The 16,999-nt window shown below is 64.2% G+C and carries 16 protein-coding genes and 1 pseudogene; 6 read left to right on the forward strand and 11 right to left on the reverse strand.

Annotation, left to right across the window (positions count from 1 at the left end; translation table 11 throughout):
- The first annotated feature begins 102 nt into the window (after window positions 1-102).
- Window positions 103-882, forward strand: coding sequence for a helix-turn-helix transcriptional regulator (locus CAG34_RS26875; RefSeq protein ID WP_085593411.1), 780 nt, complete (start codon window positions 103-105; stop codon window positions 880-882).
- Between the two features lie 124 nt (window positions 883-1,006).
- On the opposite strand, the gene CAG34_RS29525 is transcribed toward CAG34_RS26875, so the two are convergent.
- From CAG34_RS29525 to CAG34_RS26895, 5 genes and pseudogenes are all read right to left on the reverse strand, one after another.
- Complete coding sequence (locus CAG34_RS29525; protein ID WP_371033815.1) at window positions 1,007-1,774, reverse strand: methyl-accepting chemotaxis protein; 768 nt, start codon at window positions 1,772-1,774, stop codon at window positions 1,007-1,009.
- Window positions 1,775-1,864: 90 nt separating this feature from the next.
- Window positions 1,865-2,950: pseudogene (locus tag CAG34_RS29530) on the reverse strand (sensor histidine kinase); the annotation flags it as partial.
- Between the two features lie 168 nt (window positions 2,951-3,118).
- Window positions 3,119-3,529: a Cu(I)-responsive transcriptional regulator gene (gene cueR, locus CAG34_RS26885; protein WP_085593413.1), complete on the reverse strand. Its 411-nt coding sequence runs from the start codon at window positions 3,527-3,529 to the stop codon at window positions 3,119-3,121.
- Window positions 3,526-5,925: a heavy metal translocating P-type ATPase gene (locus CAG34_RS26890; protein WP_085593416.1), complete on the reverse strand. Its 2,400-nt coding sequence runs from the start codon at window positions 5,923-5,925 to the stop codon at window positions 3,526-3,528. Before CAG34_RS26890 ends, cueR begins: the two co-directional genes overlap by 4 nt.
- Before the next feature lie 52 nt (window positions 5,926-5,977).
- Entirely contained in the window at window positions 5,978-6,364 is a 387-nt protein-coding gene (locus tag CAG34_RS26895; RefSeq protein ID WP_046616857.1) for a hypothetical protein, read from the reverse strand.
- 145 nt (window positions 6,365-6,509) lie between these two features.
- On the opposite strand from CAG34_RS26895, the gene CAG34_RS26900 reads away from it, so the two are divergent.
- Both CAG34_RS26900 and CAG34_RS26905 read left to right on the forward strand, forming a co-directional pair.
- Window positions 6,510-6,707, forward strand: coding sequence for a heavy-metal-associated domain-containing protein (locus CAG34_RS26900; protein ID WP_085593418.1), 198 nt, complete (start codon window positions 6,510-6,512; stop codon window positions 6,705-6,707).
- Window positions 6,708-6,883: 176 nt separating this feature from the next.
- The gene (locus CAG34_RS26905; RefSeq protein ID WP_085593420.1) at window positions 6,884-8,065 is read left to right on the forward strand and encodes a multidrug effflux MFS transporter; all 1,182 of its coding nucleotides are present in this window, start codon (window positions 6,884-6,886) and stop codon (window positions 8,063-8,065) included.
- Here the strand turns inward: CAG34_RS26905 and CAG34_RS29295 are convergent.
- Entirely contained in the window at window positions 8,016-8,213 is a 198-nt protein-coding gene (locus tag CAG34_RS29295; RefSeq protein ID WP_075044510.1) for a hypothetical protein, read from the reverse strand. The genes CAG34_RS26905 and CAG34_RS29295 overlap by 50 nt on opposite strands.
- A 487-nt stretch (window positions 8,214-8,700) precedes the next feature.
- On the opposite strand from CAG34_RS29295, the gene CAG34_RS26915 reads away from it, so the two are divergent.
- Window positions 8,701-9,414: a helix-turn-helix transcriptional regulator gene (locus CAG34_RS26915; RefSeq protein ID WP_013970739.1), complete on the forward strand. Its 714-nt coding sequence runs from the start codon at window positions 8,701-8,703 to the stop codon at window positions 9,412-9,414.
- Between the two features lie 31 nt (window positions 9,415-9,445).
- Here CAG34_RS26915 and CAG34_RS26920 read toward each other — a convergent pair whose 3' ends face one another.
- The 5 genes from CAG34_RS26920 to CAG34_RS26940 form a co-directional block, all read right to left on the reverse strand.
- Complete coding sequence (locus CAG34_RS26920) at window positions 9,446-10,393, reverse strand: adenosine deaminase (RefSeq protein ID WP_085593422.1); 948 nt, start codon at window positions 10,391-10,393, stop codon at window positions 9,446-9,448.
- Window positions 10,394-10,479: 86 nt separating this feature from the next.
- Window positions 10,480-11,166, reverse strand: coding sequence for an SDR family oxidoreductase (locus CAG34_RS26925; protein ID WP_085593424.1), 687 nt, complete (start codon window positions 11,164-11,166; stop codon window positions 10,480-10,482).
- A 369-nt stretch (window positions 11,167-11,535) separates the two neighbouring features.
- Window positions 11,536-12,120: a YigZ family protein gene (locus tag CAG34_RS26930; RefSeq protein WP_016484768.1), complete on the reverse strand. Its 585-nt coding sequence runs from the start codon at window positions 12,118-12,120 to the stop codon at window positions 11,536-11,538.
- A gap of 9 nt (window positions 12,121-12,129) precedes the next feature.
- Entirely contained in the window at window positions 12,130-12,792 is a 663-nt protein-coding gene (locus tag CAG34_RS26935; protein WP_003257076.1) for a TetR/AcrR family transcriptional regulator, read from the reverse strand.
- Between the two features lie 90 nt (window positions 12,793-12,882).
- Window positions 12,883-13,800, reverse strand: a complete 918-nt coding sequence (locus tag CAG34_RS26940; protein WP_025337589.1) for a LysR family transcriptional regulator — start codon at window positions 13,798-13,800, stop codon at window positions 12,883-12,885.
- A 118-nt stretch (window positions 13,801-13,918) separates the two neighbouring features.
- Here CAG34_RS26940 and CAG34_RS26945 point away from each other — a divergent pair, with 118 nt between their 5' ends.
- On the forward strand, window positions 13,919-15,265 hold the full coding sequence (locus CAG34_RS26945) for an aspartate aminotransferase family protein (protein ID WP_085593426.1): 1,347 nt from the start codon (window positions 13,919-13,921) through the stop codon (window positions 15,263-15,265).
- Between the two features lie 73 nt (window positions 15,266-15,338).
- Entirely contained in the window at window positions 15,339-16,832 is a 1,494-nt protein-coding gene (locus CAG34_RS26950; protein ID WP_023662877.1) for a CoA-acylating methylmalonate-semialdehyde dehydrogenase, read from the forward strand.
- Window positions 16,833-16,999 lie beyond the last annotated feature (167 nt).

Here is a 16,999-nt window from a genome sequence, read left to right on the forward strand (position 1 = left end):
TACCTGTGGGAGCGGGCAAGCCCGCGAAGAAGGCCGCACAGATGTCACAGTCATCCCCGCTCAGCTGTTAGGCTTGTCTGGTCAGAACTACAAGAAACCGCCATGCCGATCATCGGACACCCCCGCGCCATACCGGCGCTGGACTACCTGCCCAGGCCACTCTATGCCCGTGCCGAAAGCCTCGGCGCCGGCTCCTGGACCACCCGCCACCAGCACGACTGGGTGCAGTTCTCCTACGCCATCAGCGGCGTTCTAGGGGTGTATACCCACGAAGGCAGCTACTTCGCCCCGCCCCAGTGGGGCGTGTGGATACCAGCCGATGCCGAACACGAAGTGGTCACCTCGATGCAGGCCGAAATGCGCAGCCTTTACGTGCGCCGGGATGCCTGCCCGTGGGCACCGGAGCAATGCCGGGTACTGGAAGTGACCCCGCTGGCGCGCGAACTGATCAAGCAGTTCTGCCTGTTCCCGGCAGACTACCCGGAGGGTGACAGCGCCGAGGCGCGGCTGGTGGCGGTGCTGCTCGACCAGTTGCGCATGCTGCCCGAGGTCGGTTTTTCGCTGCCACTGCCACGGCACCCGAGGTTGCTGGCGCTGTGCAATGGTCTGATCGCTGCACCGGACCAGTCGCAGACCTTGCAGCAGTGGGCGCGAGAGCTGGGGTGCTCGGAGAAGACGCTGATGCGGCTGTTCCAGCGGGAGACGGGCTTGAGTTTTCGCAACTGGCGGCAGCGTATGCGGCTGTTGTCATCGTTGGCGTTGCTGGAGGCAGGGGAGAGTGTGACCGAGGCGGCGTTGGGGTGTGGGTATGACTCAACCTCGGCTTACATTGCGGCGTTCAAGCAGTTGTTCGGCGCGACGCCGGGGGAATTGAGGCTTTAGTGATTGGTCGCCTGTGCCGGCCTCTTCGCGGGCGCGCCCGCTCCCACAGGACCCCACTGCACTTAGGGCCTGTGCAGTACCTGTGGGAGCGGGCGTGCCCGCGAAGAGGCCGGCGCAGGCAACATCAGGTACGGAACCTGCGCACCAGCGCATCCAGCTCATTGGACAACCCGGCCAGGCTCTCCGAATCCATCCGCGCCGCCTGGGCCAGTTCGGCCACCAGTTGCGCATCGCCGTGAATCTGGCTGATGTGCCGGTTGATGTCCTCGGCCACCTGGTGCTGCTCTTCGGCCGCCGTGGCGATCTGGGTGTTCATGTCGCGGATCACATCCACCGACTCGCGGATCTGCCCGAAGCTGTCACGGGCCAGGCCGATGCGGCTCACCGACTGCTGCGAAACCTCCAGGCTGGCGTGCATCTGTGCGGCCACTTCGGCAGTGCGGCTGGCCAGGTTGCCCAGCAGGCCGTCGATCTCGGCGGTGGAGTCGGCAGTGCGCTTGGCCAGCGCCCGCACCTCGTCGGCAACCACGGCAAAGCCACGGCCCTGCTCGCCGGCACGGGCCGCTTCGATGGCGGCGTTGAGCGCCAGCAGGTTGGTTTGCTCGGCAATCGAGCGGATGGTGCCGAGGATCGACTGGATGGCGTTGCTGTCACGCTCCAGCTGCTGGATCGACTGCGCCGACTGCTCGATCTCCTGGCTCAGGCGGTCGACGCTATGTACCGCGGCATCGATCTGCTGCTGGCCTTCGCGAGCCTGTTGCTGGCCGCTATCGGCCGACTGCGCCGCCTGGCTGCAGGAACGTGCCACTTCGTTGGCAGTGGCGACCATTTCGTGGAAGGCGGTAGAGACCATGTCCACCGCTTCGCGCTGGCGGCCTGCGGCTTCGGCCATGTCGCTGGAAACGCGGGTCGAGCTGCTGGAGGTGCTGAGGATCTTGCTGGCGGCAGCACCGATGTGCTGGATCAGGCTGCGAATGGCACCGAGGAACTGGTTGAACCAGCTGGCCAGTTGCGCGGTTTCGTCGCGGCCACGGATTTCCAGGTTGCGGGTCAGGTCGCCCTCGCCCTGGGCGATATCTTCCAGGCCGCTGGTGACGCTGTTGATCGGGCGCACGATCAGCTTGGCAAAGGTGGCACCGACCACGGCGAACAGCGCGGCCAGTACCAGGGCCACCACGCCGATCAGCCAGGTCAGGCGGGTGGTGGTCTGCATCACTTCGCTTTGTTCGATCAGGCCGATCAAGGTCCAGCCCAGCTGTTCGTCCGGGTAGATGTTGGCCATGTAGCGCACGCCATTCAGCTCCACTTCGGCCAGCCCCTTGCCGTGCTTGGCCAGCTCGGCGTACCCGTCGCCAAAGCTCGCCAGTTGCTTGAAGTTGTGCTTGGCGTCACGAGGGTCGACCAGTACGTTGCCGTTGTTTTCCACCAGTAGCACGTAGCCGCTTTCGCCCAGCTTGATCTGCTGGACGATCTCGGTGAGGCCTTTGAGCGAGACGTCGACGTTGACCACACCGCCAGGGTTGCCCAATTGGTTGGCGACGGTGCGCACGGTGCTGACCAGCACGGCGTCGTCGGCAGCCCAGTAGTAGGCGCCGGTACGCAAGGTCTTGCCAGGGTTGGCCATGGCCAATTGGTACCAGGGGCGGGTGCGCGGGTCGTAATTGACGAACTTCTGCCCGGCCGGCCAGCCGACGTAACCACCGTCATTCACCCCGTAGGACAGGTACGCATAGCTGGGATGCGTGGTGGCCAGGCGGGTCATGAACTCCAGCAGCTTGCTGGCCTGGTCGCCCAGTTCATAGGACGGGGTTGCGCTCATGTACTTGTTCAGTTCGCTACCCGTGGCGGCGACCATCGGCTGCGCAGCCAGGTACTCGACGTTCTGGTTGATGCCCTGGAAGAAGATGTTCATCGCGTTGCTGACCTGGCGGATTTCCCGGCTGCTGCCATCGAGGAATCCGTCGCGGGCTTCGCCACGCAGGTTGAGGACCACCAGGGTGGCCACAAGGACGATGGGCAAGCCGGCGATGACCGCGAATGCCCAGGTCAGTTTCTGTTTGATGCTCATCGACGCTCCCGGATTTTTTATTTTCGATACACGAGGCAGGTAACAATTGCATCGGCAGCATCCGGGTTTAATGTAGGGAAACGCCCGTATTTATTGGATAAAGTCGCAGTTGGTGACTATTCGGTCGTGTTTGGACGTATATGGCATACCAAAGGGTTGCGGGGTGGCTCAGTGACAGCAGCCGCCCGCAGCGCCATTGGCCAGGTCCTTGAGGATCGGGCAGTCCGGGCGCTCGTCTCCCTGGCAGTGCGAGACCAGTTCGCCGAGGGTGTCGCGCAGGCTCACCAGCTCCTCGATGCGCCGGTTCAGTTCAGCGATGTGCTGCGTCGCCAGCGCTTTCACATCGGCGCTGGCGCGTTGGCGGTCCTGCCACAAGGTCAGCAGCTTGCCGACCTCTTCGAGGGAAAAGCCCAGGTCGCGGGAGCGCTTGATGAAGGCCAGGCTGTGCAAGTCTTCCGCCTGGTACAGGCGGTAGCCGCTGTCGCTGCGCGTGGCGGGCTTGAGCAGGCCGATGGACTCGTAGTAACGGATCATCTTGGTGCTGAGCCCGCTGCGGCGGGCGGCCTGGCCGATGTTCATGGAGCCTCCTGGGTGTTGCTGGTGGGTTTCCACGCCTTGAGCCACAGCGCGTTGCTCACCACGCTGACGCTGGACAGGGCCATGGCGGCGCCGGCCAGTACCGGGTTGAGGTAACCCAGCGCGGCCAGCGGGATGCCGATCAGGTTATAGATGAACGCCCAGAACAGGTTCTGGCGGATCTTCGAATAGGTCTTGCGGCTGATCTCCAGGGCGGCCGGTACCAGGCGTGGGTCGCCGCGCATCAGGGTGATGCCGGCGGCCTGCATGGCCACGTCGGTACCGCCGCCCATGGCAATGCCGATATCGGCGGCGGCCAGCGCCGGCGCATCATTGATGCCATCACCGACCATGGCGACCACGCCATCCTGCTTGAGTGCGGCCACGGTCGCGGCCTTGTCGGCCGGCAGCACTTCGGCATGCATGTCGTCGATGCCCAGGGCATCGGCCACCACTTTGGCGCTGCCGCGGTTGTCGCCGGTCAGCAGGTGGCTGCTGATGTGTTGCGCGTGCAGGGTATCGATCGCCTGCGCGGCACCGGGCTTGAGGCTGTCACCAAAGGCGAACAGGCCCAGCACCCGCGGCTGCGCGCCGCGTTCGATCAGCCATGACAGGGTGCGCCCCTCGGCTTCCCAGGCCTGGGCCTTGGCGGCCAGGTCGCCGGGTGGCAGGGCGCTTTCATCGAGCAGGCGGCGGTTGCCCAGGGCCAGCTCGCGGCCTTCCACGCGCCCGGCGATACCACGCCCGGTCAGCGACTGGCTGTCGGCAACGCCAGGCACGTCCAGGCCCTGTTCGGCGCAGGCATCCAGTACCGCCTTGGCCAGCGGGTGTTCGCTGCCGCGCTGCAGGGCACCGGCCAGGCGGTGCAGGTCGGCGCTGCTGCCCACCTGGGCCTGGCTGTGGACAACGCGCGGGCTGCCGGAGGTGAGGGTGCCGGTCTTGTCGAACACCACACGGTTGACCGCATGGGCGCGCTCCAGGGCTTCGGCGTCCTTGATCAGGATGCCATGGCGGGCGGCGACCCCGGTGCCGGCCATGATCGCAGCGGGTGTGGCCAGGCCGAGGGCGCAGGGGCAGGCGATGACCAGTACCGCGACGGCATTGATCAGCGCGGTTTCCAGCGGCGCGCCGGCCAGCCACCAACCGACCAGGGTGATCAGCGCCAGTACCAGCACGGCCGGGACGAATACCTGGCTGACCCGGTCGACCAGCTTCTGGATCGGTGCCTTGGCCGCCTGGGCGTCTTCCACCAGGCGGATGATACGTGCCAGCACGGTTTCTGTGCCCAGTGCCTGGGTGCGTACCAGCAGCCGGCCTTCGCCGTTGATGGCGCCACCGGTGACGCTGTCCCCTGGCTGTTTGGGCACCGGCAGGCTCTCGCCGCTGATCAAGGCTTCATCGGCATGGCTGCTGCCGTCTTCGACCACGCCATCGACCGGGAAGCGCTCGCCGGGTTTGACCAGTACCAGGTCGCCGAGACGCAGTTGGGCAATGGCCACGTCTTCTTCCCGGCCATCGACCAGGCGCACGGCCCGTTCCGGGCGCAGGGCCTCGAGGGCACGGATGGCGCTGGCGGTCTGGCGCTTGGCACGGCTTTCCAGGTACTTGCCCAGCAGCACCAGGGCAATCACCACGGCCGAGGCTTCGAAGTACAGGTGAGGGGCCATGCCGGCGGGGGCCTGCGCCCACTGGTACAGGCTCAGCCCGTAGCCGGCGCTGGTGCCCAGGGCTACCAGCAGGTCCATGTTGCCAGTCCCGGCGCGCACGGCTTTCCAGGCGGCCACGTAAAACCGAGCGCCGAGAATGAACTGCACCGGCGTGGCCAGCAGGAACTGCACCCACGCTGGCAACATCCAGTGCACGCCAAACGGCTGCACCAGCATCGGCACTACCAACGGCAGGGCGAGCAGCAACGCTGCGCCGACCGCCAGGCGTTCGTTACGCAGGCGGTGCTGGGCAGCGTGCTGGTCGTCCCTGGCGGTTTGCGGCAGGCTGGCGCTGTAGCCGGCCTTTTGCACGGCGTCGATCAGCAGGTTGTCGTCGAGGGCCGCGAGCACTTCGAGGTGCGCGCGTTCGCTGGCCAGGTTGACGCTGACCTGTTCAACCCCCGGCAGCTTGCCGAGGGCGCGCTCTACGCGGCCGACGCAACTGGCGCAGGTCATGCCGCCAATCTGCAGTTCGACGGTGCGGGTGGGCACGCCATAGCCGGCTTCGCGTACGGCGTCGACAAGCGCGGGCAGGCTGTTGGCCGGGGCCTGGACCCGGGCCTGTTCGGTGGCGAGGTTGACGCTGACCTGTTCAGCGCCGGTGACCTTGCGCAGGGCGCGCTCGACCCGGCCGGCACAGCTGGCGCAGGTCATGCCGGAGATCGGCAGGTCGTATGTGGTGGATGCGGGCATGGCTCTCCTCCTTGGACAGGCCTCCAGCATCAACCTTGCCACGCAGGTAAGGTCAATAGCCCAGGCCGGCTCGCTTCAACTCCAGCCCATATTGCCCCATGGCGATGCGGTATTTGTTGATCTGGCCCGCCTGCAGGTTCAGTCGTGTGCTGCGTTGGTCCTCGACACCCGCGGCGCAGCCGGGCATTTGCCCGGGCAGCAGGCGCAGGCGCACGTCCACCGGGCCGGGCGGCAGGTTGAACGAGGTGGATTGCTCCTGGAACACGCGCCCGGAGAGCTGGTCGTTGAGGTAGATGCCGATTTCGCAACTGGTGGCCACTTCCAGGCGCTCCCGGGAAATGATCAGCACGCTGTAGTCCGAGTTGCCCTCGGCACTGGCCGGTGGCACTGCAGCCAGCGTGCTCAATAGCCCTACGACGCCCAATGCTGCCCTGAACATGAAGAATCTCCTGCTTGCGTGATCATCAAAGGCGCAGCTTGGCCGACGCGCGCGCGGATTTCCACCCCGGCTGTTGTCGGCAGATCTTGACCTTGCCCCGATGGCAAGCTTGAGACTCGTGGAAAACCTGAAGGAGGTAACCCCCATGCAAGTGTTCAATGTACAAGGCATGACCTGCGGCCATTGCGTGAAAGCCGTGACCCGGGCGGTGCAGGAGCAGGATGCCGCGGCCAAGGTGGAGGTCGACCTGGCGGCCAGGCAGGTACGGGTGCAGAGCGAGTTGGCGCGGGAGCAGATCCTCACGGCCATTCGCGATGAGGGTTATCAGGCCGACGTAGCCTGAACACTTGCCCGCGAACACCGGCACCGCCGGTGCCATCCACCGCGCGGCCTGATTCGCGGGCACGCCCGCTCCCACAGGGACCGCGGCAGCCCTTGGATTTGTTGCAAATGTTTTCATGTCGATAGGGCCCACAGCAGGTAGAATCGAGCACTTGCTTAGCCTGCTATGGATTCCTGATGAACCTGCGAATGGTGCTCATCCTGGGCGCACTCAGTGCGTTCGGGCCCTTGGCGATCGACTTCTACCTGCCCGCCTTCCCGGCCATGGCGCAGGCGTTCGCCACCGATGAAAAACACGTCCAGACCACCTTGGCCGCCTACTTCCTTGGCCTGTCCATCGGGCAACTGGCCTACGGGCCGGTGGCTGACCGCTTTGGCCGGCGCAAGCCACTGATGTTCGGGGTGACCCTGTTCACCCTGGCGTCACTGGCCTGTGCCTATGCTCCCAACCTCGACACCCTGGTGCTGGCGCGTTTCGTCCAGGCGTTGGGCGGTTGCGCCGGGATGGTGCTGTCGCGGGCCATCGTCAGTGACAAGTGCGACCCGGTGGCCTCGGCCAAGGTGTTCTCGCAGTTGATGCTGGTCATGGGCCTGGCGCCGATCCTGGCACCGATGCTGGGCGGGGTGCTGGTGAACGTGGCCGGCTGGCAATCGATCTTCCTCGCCCTGAGCCTGTTCAGCGCCGGCTGCCTGCTGGCGGTCAGCCTGGGCCTGCCGGAAAGCCTGCCCGAGCACATACCGCGGCAACCGCTGTCTGGCGCCTTGCGCCAGTACTTGCGCCTGTTCGCTGACCGGGTGTTCGTCGGCCATGCCCTGACCGGTGGTATCGCCATCGCCGGCATGTTTGCCTACATCGCCGGTTCACCTTTCGTGTTCATCAAGCTTTACGGCGTGCCGGCCGAGCATTACGGCTGGTTGTTCGGCACCAATGCCACCGGCTTTATCCTGGTGGCGCAGGTGAATGCACGCTTGCTGGCCAAGCGCGGGCCGGCGTTCCTGCTGGCGCGTGCGGTGTGGTTGTACCTGGTCGCGGGCCTGGCGTTGCTGGGCGTGGCGGCACTGCGGCCAACACAGCTGTGGCCACTGCTGGTACCGCTGTTCGTCTGCATCTCCAGCCTCGGCTGCATCATCCCCAACGCCTCTGCCTGTGCCATGAGCGGGCAGGGCGCGCGGGCCGGCAGTGCCTCGGCGCTGATGGGCTGCCTGCAGTTCAGCGTCGCCGCCGGCGCAGCGGCGCTGGTCGGGCTGCTGCATGATGGCAGTGCGGTGCCGATGGCGCTGGTGATCAGCCTGTGCGGGGCGCTGGTGGTCAGTGTCGCGCTGCTGACCCGACGCTTGCCGGCCAAGGCTCCCGCATAAGCGGGTGAGGTGCCTGCAGGCGGGTTTCCAACGTGGCGACGAAGGCACGCGCCTCGGCCTCGCTGCGGAAACTGACCACGTGTTGATCGAGCTGGACCTGCCAGGGGCAGGCGGGGTTTCGGCTCGACGCACTGACGACAATTTTCATCGCGGCATACCTCCAAAGGGGGAGAGCGGATGAAGTGTAGCGCTGCACCTTCTGCCTGCCATGACCTGAATCAGTGTCCTGACTGACGGTCGGCAGGAACGTTTTCTACATGTTTTTTCCTGCTTGGGGTGCAATGCCCGCAAGCACGTGGAACCTTCGCTTTGGCATGCGCTACTTGTGGAAATTGGTTGTCGGCCGCGTCCGAAGTTGCATCCGGTGTTTTTTCCGCCCGTCGTTCCCGTGCTCTTGCCATGTGTGCCGGGCTGCTTGCCCGCGCGGTCCGGGCAGCTTTCACGCACTGTTTCACTGCTTGCCATGGGTAGGCATACCCAGTGGTTTTTTACCGGTGGTGTCACTGTGCAACGCTGCCTGAATGGCGTTTTTTGCGGCTTATACTGGCGAACCAGGCCAGTGCCAGCGAGAGGCGCTTCCCTGCCAGGGGTGGCCATCGCATCCACACAGTGAACTTGCAGGGAGTTACAGGGACATGAACGCAGCCAGCAGTATCAGCCAGATTGCCAGCCTGATGGCCGACCCCAAGCGCAGTGCCATGTTGTGGGCATTGATCGATGGCACGCCGCGGCTGGCCAACGAGCTCGCGGTAATGACAGGCCTGACCTCGTCATCGGCCTGCGCTCACCTTTCGTTGTTGTCGTCGGCCGGTTTGCTCCGGCACGAAGCGCGGGGGCGCAAGCGCTACTTCCGGCTGGCCACCCCGCAAGTTGGGGCAGCGGTGGAGGCGCTGGCCAGTGTCCAGTTGGAGAGCGCCAGGGGGGAGCGGGCCAAGGCGCCGGTATCACCGCTGCCCATGTCGATACGCAGGGCGCGTCGCTGTGGCGATCACCTGGGCGGGGAACTGGCCGGCGAGCTGTATCACCGTCTGGTGGTGGCCGGCTGGCTGGAGGGGAGTGGTCGACAGCTGATGGTAAGCGAGGAGGGGCGGACGCAGTTGGCTTTGGTCGGGGTCTACATCGATGCCTTGGCGCCGCATCAGCAACGTGGCTGCGTGATCTGCCGCTGTACCGAGTGGAACGACCAGGGGCCGCACCTGGGTGGCGTACTGGGGCAGGCCTTGTTCCGGCTGTTCCTGCAATCTGGCTGGATGCGCGAGGCCGAAGACTCGCGGGCATTGCATATCTCTGCGTTGGGTATCCAGCAGATCAATCGCATTGCCCGCGTGCCGACGTTGCAGGTCGGTTGACCGCGACACCGTCATGTCGCGGTCAGGTCACTCAGGCCAGCCGGGCATCCAGGCTGTTCTGGGCCAGGCGACGGGCCTGGTCTTCGGTCATGCCCAGGTGGGTGTGCAGGGCGTGGAAGTTTTCGGTGACATAGCCACCGAAGTAGGCCGGGTCGTCTGAGTTGACCGTGACCTTCACGCCGCGCTCGAGCATGTCGAGGATGTTGTGCTGGCTCATGTGGTCGAACACGCACAGCTTGGTGTTCGACAGCGGGCACACCGTGAGCGGGATCTGCTCGTCGATGATGCGCTGCATCAGGCGCTCGTCCTCGATGGCGCGCACGCCGTGGTCGATACGCTTGACCTTCAGCAGGTCCAGGGCTTCCCAGATGTACTCGGGCGGGCCTTCCTCGCCGGCATGGGCAACGGCGACCAGGCCTTCACTGCGGGCGCGGTCGAACACGCGCTGGAACTTGCTCGGTGGGTGGCCCATTTCCGAACTGTCCAGGCCAACGGCGATGAACGCATCGCGGAACGGCAGGGCCTGGTCGAGGGTTTTTTGCGCCTCATCTTCGCTGAGGTGGCGCAGGAAACTGAGGATCAGGCCGCTGCTGATGCCCAGTTGCTGGCGACCGTCCTTGAGCGCCTGGCTGATACCGTTGAGCACCACTTCGAAGGGGATGCCGCGGTCGGTGTGGGTCTGTGGGTCGAAGAACGGTTCGGTGTGGATCACGTTCTGCGCCTTGCAGCGTTGCAGGTAGGCCCAGGTCAGGTCGTAGAAGTCCTGCTCGGTGCGCAGCACGTCGGCGCCCTGGTAATACAGGTCGAGGAACTCCTGCAGGTTGTTGAAGGCATAGGCACCGCGCAAGGTCTCCACATCGGCCCAGGGCAGGGCGATCTTGTTGCGCTCGGCCAGGGCGAACAGCAGCTCGGGCTCCAGCGAGCCTTCCAGGTGCAGGTGCAGTTCGGCCTTGGGCAGGGCGTTCAACCAGTCATACATGGTGGGTCATCTCGATCAGGTACGGTTGCCGCCATTCTACAGAGCCTGGCCGGGCATTGCGCACGGCCAGGCTGCGACCTGGTGAATCACCAGACCAAGGGTTCGCCCTTGTAGTTGATGAAGCGCAGCCCGCCCTTGCCGCTTTGCGCCTTGATCTGATCAAGCATGCCGCGGGTGCTGGTCAGCACGTCGATCTCGGCGTTTTCACCGCCCATGTCGGTTTTGACCCAGCCCGGGTGCATGGCCAGCACGCACAGGTCAGGGCGTTGTTGCTCGACGACGAAGCTGTTGATCATCGAGTTCAGGGCCGCCTTGCTGGCCTTGTACAGGCAGATTTCGCCGCCATCGGGGATGGTCACGCTGCCCAGGATCGAGCTCATGAAGGCCAGCACGCCGCTGCCTTCGCGTACCTGGCCGACCAGGCGGCGGGCCACGCGGATCGGCGCCACGGCGTTGGTCATGAACAGGTCGCCGATGTCCTTGTTCTGTACCGCCTCCAGGTCCTGCGGCAGGGGGCCCATGACCCCGGCGTTGACGAATATCAAGTCGAACACTTGGCCTTGCAAGCGTTGCTTCAGGCCATCGAGCTGGGCCGTGTCGTTCATTTCCAGCTGTTCGATGCGCACGCCGGATACATCCGCGAGGGCGCCGGGCTGCTGCGGGTTGCGCACGGTGGCGGTGATGTTCCAGCCGTCTTCGTGCAGGCGTTGCACCAGGCCCAGGCCCAGCCCGCGCGAGGCCCCGATGATAAGTGCGGTTTTTGCGTTAGCCATGTCGATGCGCTCCGTGATCGGTTCGAAGAAGGGTATTGAGGATAATGCACTGTGGTGCCGGGCGCCTTGTCGTAGGTTGTACGAAAAATCACCAGTTGCCTCAGGCCCTTGTGCGGCGTGGCCTTCGGCTTGTTGGCGCACGGGTTATCCACAAGCTGGTCCACAGTTATTGTGTGCAAGCACAGATGGCTGTGCAGGGCTACGCAGGCTGTGGGCCTGGGGATAACGTCAGGAGCATCAACGGTTTGCGGCTGTCATCAAATGGTGATCAAAATATGATCAGGGCTCTGCAACCCTTGAGTAATGCCGCCTGCAAGCGAGTGCCCCAAGCTTATCCACAGGCCGGCCCACAGTTGTTGTGGGCAATGTTCAGCGTGCTTCGAGCAGAATGCGCCCGCGGCTCAGGTCGGCCAACTGCTGCTGCAGTGGCGCCAGGTGGGCATCACCCAGTGCAATCAACAGGTCCACGCCATTGGCGGTGAACTGCTCATCCAGGACCAGGCCGTCAACCTCAGCCAGGCGCAGCTTCACCAGCGCCAGTTCGCTGAAACTGCAACTGCAGGTGAATTCGCTGCGCTGCACCAGCAGCCGCTTGGGTGCCTGTTGCAGGCACTTGTTGGCACCGCCGCCATAGGCCCTGGCCAGGCCGCCGGTGCCCAGCTGGATACCGCCGTACCAGCGGATCACCAGCACTACCACCTGGTCGCAGTCCTGCGCTTCGATGGCCGCGAGGATTGGCCGCCCCGCGGTACCGCCAGGTTCGCCGTCATCGCTGCTGCGGTACTGGGCGCCAAGCTTCCAGGCCCAGCAGTTGTGGGTGGCGGCCAGGTCGCTGTGGCGTTCGATGAAACTCATCGCGTCGGCGGCACTGCTGATCGGCCCGGCAAGGGTGATGAAGCGGCTTTTGCGGATTTCCTCGCGGTATTCGCAGAGGTCGAGCAGGGTAGAAGGCATAAATGACGATCAGGCAGCCGGCTTGATGCCGCAGCCCTTCAGAATGATATGGATAAGATTGTTGCTCGCGTCTTCCATGTCTTGCTTGGTCAGGCGGCTGCGGCCGGTGACCTGGCAGATCTGGGTGGCGAAGTCGGCGTAGTGCTGGGTGCTGCCCCACAGCAGGAAGATCAGGTGCACCGGGTCGACCGGGTCCATCTTGCCGGCTTCGATCCAGGCCTGGAACACCGCGGCGCGGCCGCGGAACCATTCGCGGTAGTCGGCACTGAAGTACTCGCTCAGGCAGGTGCCGCCGCTGATCACCTCCATGGCGAAAATCCGCGAGGCTTGCGGGTTGCGCCGGGAGAACTCCATCTTGGTGCGGATGTACTGGCTCAGCGCTTCGCCCGGGTCGTCGTCGACGCTCAAGGCGTTGAAGGTGCTGTCCCACAACTCGATGATGTTGCTGAGCACGGCAATGTACAGGCCCAGCTTGTTGGTGAAGTAGTAATGCAGGTTGGCCTTGGGCAACCCCGCCTTGAGGGCGATGGTGTTCATGCTGGTGCCCTTGAAACCATGGCGGGCAAACTCGTCTTCGGCGGCCTGGATAATGGCCTGTTCGTTCTTCTGGCGGATGCGGCCCGCGGGCTTGCCCGAGGCGGAGAGGCGATGCGCAGGGACTTCTAGGGTCATGGACGATTCCGTACGGGTCAGTGGCTGCGGCTGTCGGACAAGATTACCTGCCTGTGCCGAAGTGACAAGCGTTTGCGGCACAGACTGGCATCAGCGTGTCGCAGCCAGGCTTTCGAGGAAGCTTTCCAACACCAGGTTCGGCCGCCGTCCCTTGCGCGTTACCCAGCTCAGGCTCAGGTCATAGAAGCGTTGCCGGGGCTTGAGGGCACGCAAGCGGCCTTGCTGCACCCAGAACGTGGCGTAGTGGTCTGGCAGGTAGCCGATGTAGCGACCGGTAAGGATGAGAAACGCCATGCCTTCGCGGTCCGAAGCACTGGCCGTGCAGTTCAGCGCCTGGTAATGCGCCTGGATTTCGGCCGGCAGGCGGAAGGTGGGAGTGATGGCTTCCTGGCTGTTGAGGCGGTCGTCGTCGATCTGCTGGTCATCGGCATAGAACAGCGGGTGGCCGACCGCGCAGTACAGCAGCGAGCGCTCGCTGTACAACGGCTGGTACTCGAGGCCCGACAGCGGGCTGGTCTGTGGCACCACACCGACATGCAGGCTGCCATCGAGCACGCCATGCTCGACCTGGCTGGGCGCGATCATGCGGATCTGGATGCGCACATCGGGGCCGCGGTCCTTGAGCTCGGCCAAGGCATGGGTAATGCGCATGTGCGGCAAGGTCACCAGGTTGTCGGTCAGGCCAATGTTCAGCTCGCCACGCAAATGCTGGTGCAGGCCGTTGACCTCGGTGCGGAAGCTTTCCAGGGCGCTGAGCAGCTGCAGCGCCGAATGGTAGACCTCGCGGCCTTCCTCGGTCAGCGAGAACCCGGCGCGGCCGCGTTGGCACAGGCGCAGGCCCAGGCGTTGCTCGAGGTCGTTCATCTGCTGGCTGATGGCCGAACGGCCAATGCCCAGCACGTTTTCCGCGGCCGAGAAGCCACCGCACTCCACGACACTGCGGTAGATCTTCAGCAGGCGGATGTCGAAATCGCTGACTTGGGCGAGTGGATCGGGGCGTCGGCTCATTAGTTTAGTCAGGGCCTGTCTGAAGATTAGAAATGTTGGCTTTTTCAGACTTTATCGCCGTGCCAATTTAGCTGCAACAACATCCATCGTTGCCTAATCGTCTTCCGAGGAACCGCCGATGAACATGCCCGAAACCGCTACCGCCGGTATCGCCAGCCAGCTCAAGCTGGATGCCCACTGGATGCCCTACACCGCCAACCGCAACTTCCAGCGCGACCCGCGCCTGATCGTGGCGGCCGAAGGCAGCTACCTGGTCGACGACCAGGGGCGCAAGATCTTCGATGCCCTGTCCGGCTTGTGGACCTGCGGCGCCGGGCACACCCGCAAGGAAATCACCGAGGCGGTGGCTCGCCAGATCGGCACCCTGGACTACTCCCCGGCCTTCCAGTTCGGCCACCCGCTGTCGTTCCAGCTGGCCGAGAAGATCACCGAGCTGACCCCGGGCGACCTGAACCATGTGTTCTATACCAACTCCGGTTCCGAGTGTGCCGACACCGCGCTGAAGATGGTGCGTGCCTACTGGCGCCTGAAAGGCCAGGCGACCAAGACCAAGATCATCGGCCGTGCCCGTGGCTACCACGGCGTGAACATCGCCGGTACCAGCCTCGGTGGTGTCAACGGTAACCGCAAGCTGTTCGGTCAGCTGCTGGATGTCGACCACCTGCCTCACACCGTGCTGCCGGTGAACGCCTTCTCCAAAGGCATGCCGGAAGAGGGTGGTATCGCCCTGGCTGACGAGATGCTCAAGCTGATCGAGCTGCACGACGCCTCCAACATCGCTGCTGTGATCGTCGAGCCGCTGGCAGGTTCGGCTGGTGTACTGCCGCCGCCGAAGGGTTACCTGAAGCGCCTGCGTGAAATCTGCACCCAGCACAACATCCTGCTGATCTTCGACGAAGTGATCACCGGCTTCGGCCGCATGGGCGCGATGACCGGCTCCGAAGCCTTCGGCGTCACCCCGGACCTGATGTGCATCGCCAAGCAGGTGACCAACGGCGCCATCCCGATGGGCGCGGTGATCGCCAACAGCGAGATCTACCAGACCTTCATGAACCAGCCGACCCCGGAGTACGCCGTGGAATTCCCGCACGGCTACACCTACTCGGCCCACCCGGTAGCCTGCGCCGCCGGTATCGCCGCGCTGGACCTGCTGCAGAAGGAAAACCTGGTGCAGGCCGCCGCCGAGCTGGCGCCGCACTTCGAGAAGCTGCTGCATGGCGTGAAGGGCACCAAGAACATCGTCGATATCCGCAACTACGGCCTGGCCGGCGCGATACAGATCGCTGCCCGCGACGGTGATGCCATCGTGCGTCCGTACGAAGCGGCGATGAAACTGTGGAAGGCAGGCTTCTATGTACGCTTCGGTGGCGACACCCTGCAGTTCGGCCCAACCTTCAACACCACGCCGCAGGAACTGGACCGCCTGTTCGACGCAGTGGGCGAAACCCTGAACCTGATCGACTGATCTTTCCGATTCTGATGCCAGGCGCGTGAACACATCGCGCGCCTGCCTCAACCTTCTTTATCTGGAGTTTTGCATGAGCATTGTTCAGCACCTGATCCACGGCGAACTGGTTACCAAGGGTGAGCGCACCGCCGATGTCTTCAACCCGTCCACCGGCCAGGCCGTGCGCAAGGTCGAGCTGGCCAGCCGCGCGACCGTGCAGGAAGCGATCGACTCGGCCAAGGCTGCCTTCCCAGCCTGGCGCAACACCCCACCGGCCAAGCGCGCCCAGGTGATGTTCCGCTTCAAGCAACTGCTGGAGCAGAACGAAGCGCGTATCTCGCAGATGATCAGCGAAGAGCACGGCAAGACCCTGGAAGATGCTGCCGGTGAACTGAAGCGTGGTATCGAGAACGTCGAGTTCGCCTGCGCCGCGCCGGAAGTGCTGAAAGGCGAGTACAGCCGCAACGTCGGCCCGAACATCGATGCCTGGTCCGACTTCCAGCCACTGGGCGTGGTTGCCGGTATCACCCCGTTCAACTTCCCGGCCATGGTGCCGCTGTGGATGTACCCACTGGCTATCGCCTGCGGCAACGCCTTCATCCTCAAGCCTTCCGAGCGCGACCCGAGCTCGACCCTGTTCATCGCCCAGCTGCTGCTGGAAGCCGGCTTGCCGAAGGGCATCCTCAACGTGGTGCACGGCGACAAGGAAGCGGTGGATGCGCTGATCGAAGCGCCGGAAGTGAAGGCCCTGAGCTTCGTCGGTTCGACTCCGATCGCCGAGTACATCTACGCTGAAGGCACCAAGCGCGGCAAGCGTGTGCAGGCCCTGGGTGGTGCGAAGAACCACGCGGTGCTGATGCCGGATGCCGACCTGGACAATGCCGTGAGCGCACTGATGGGTGCTGCCTATGGTTCGTGCGGCGAGCGTTGCATGGCCATTTCGGTGGCGGTGTGCGTGGGTGACCAGGTGGCGGACGCCCTGATTGCCAAGCTGGAACCGCAGATCAAGGCCCTGAAGATTGGTGCCGGCACCTCGTGCGGCCTGGACATGGGCCCGCTGGTGACGGCTGCTGCCCGTGACAAGGTGGTGGGTTACATCGATGACGGTGTTGCTGCTGGCGCCAAGCTGGTGGTGGATGGCCGTGGTTTCCGTGTGGCCGGTAATGAGGATGGCTATTTCGTCGGTGGCACCCTGTTCGACAAGGTGACCCCGGAGATGCGCATCTATAAGGAAGAGATCTTCGGCCCGGTGCTGTGCGTAGTGCGTGTGAACAGCCTGGAGCAGGCCATGCAACTGATCAACGATCACGAGTATGGCAACGGCACCTGCATCTTCACCCGTGACGGTGAAGCGGCGCGCCTGTTCTGCGACGAGATCGAAGTGGGCATGGTCGGTGTGAACGTACCGCTGCCGGTGCCGGTGGCCTACCACAGCTTTGGTGGCTGGAAGCGCTCGCTGTTCGGTGACCTGCATGCCTATGGCCCGGACGGTGTGCGCTTCTATACCCGTCGCAAGGCGATCACCCAGCGCTGGCCGCAGCGTGCCAGCCATGAGGCTTCGCAGTTTGCCTTCCCTAGTTTGTAAGGGATGAGCAGAAGCGGGGAGGTCGACAGGCCTCCCCGCTTTGTTTTTTCAGCGATATTGAAGTTTCGTGAAATTAAGGGTTGACGGGGTTTCGAATCCCCTTATAATGCGCCCCACTTCCAGCGACGCCGGAACGACAAACTCCTTGAGATTCAATGAGTTAGATA

It is taken from the genome of Pseudomonas sp. B14(2017) (assembly GCF_002113255.1).
GTDB lineage: Bacteria > Pseudomonadota > Gammaproteobacteria > Pseudomonadales > Pseudomonadaceae > Aquipseudomonas > Aquipseudomonas putida_Z.

Coding starts and splice junctions, on each gene's coding strand:
- CAG34_RS26875 (WP_085593411.1), top strand. CDS start 103: ATGCCGATCATCGGACACCCCCGCGCCATACCGGCGCTGGACTACCTG.
- CAG34_RS29525 (WP_371033815.1), bottom strand. CDS start 1,774: ATGGCCGAAGCCGCAGGCCGCCAGCGCGAAGCGGTGGACATGGTCTCT.
- cueR (WP_085593413.1), bottom strand. CDS start 3,529: ATGAACATCGGCCAGGCCGCCCGCCGCAGCGGGCTCAGCACCAAGATG.
- CAG34_RS26890 (WP_085593416.1), bottom strand. CDS start 5,925: ATGCCCGCATCCACCACATACGACCTGCCGATCTCCGGCATGACCTGC.
- CAG34_RS26895 (WP_046616857.1), bottom strand. CDS start 6,364: ATGTTCAGGGCAGCATTGGGCGTCGTAGGGCTATTGAGCACGCTGGCT.
- CAG34_RS26900 (WP_085593418.1), top strand. CDS start 6,510: ATGCAAGTGTTCAATGTACAAGGCATGACCTGCGGCCATTGCGTGAAA.
- CAG34_RS26905 (WP_085593420.1), top strand. CDS start 6,884: ATGAACCTGCGAATGGTGCTCATCCTGGGCGCACTCAGTGCGTTCGGG.
- CAG34_RS29295 (WP_075044510.1), bottom strand. CDS start 8,213: ATGAAAATTGTCGTCAGTGCGTCGAGCCGAAACCCCGCCTGCCCCTGG.
- CAG34_RS26915 (WP_013970739.1), top strand. CDS start 8,701: ATGAACGCAGCCAGCAGTATCAGCCAGATTGCCAGCCTGATGGCCGAC.
- CAG34_RS26920 (WP_085593422.1), bottom strand. CDS start 10,393: ATGTATGACTGGTTGAACGCCCTGCCCAAGGCCGAACTGCACCTGCAC.
- CAG34_RS26925 (WP_085593424.1), bottom strand. CDS start 11,166: ATGGCTAACGCAAAAACCGCACTTATCATCGGGGCCTCGCGCGGGCTG.
- CAG34_RS26930 (WP_016484768.1), bottom strand. CDS start 12,120: ATGCCTTCTACCCTGCTCGACCTCTGCGAATACCGCGAGGAAATCCGC.
- CAG34_RS26935 (WP_003257076.1), bottom strand. CDS start 12,792: ATGACCCTAGAAGTCCCTGCGCATCGCCTCTCCGCCTCGGGCAAGCCC.
- CAG34_RS26940 (WP_025337589.1), bottom strand. CDS start 13,800: ATGAGCCGACGCCCCGATCCACTCGCCCAAGTCAGCGATTTCGACATC.
- CAG34_RS26945 (WP_085593426.1), top strand. CDS start 13,919: ATGAACATGCCCGAAACCGCTACCGCCGGTATCGCCAGCCAGCTCAAG.
- CAG34_RS26950 (WP_023662877.1), top strand. CDS start 15,339: ATGAGCATTGTTCAGCACCTGATCCACGGCGAACTGGTTACCAAGGGT.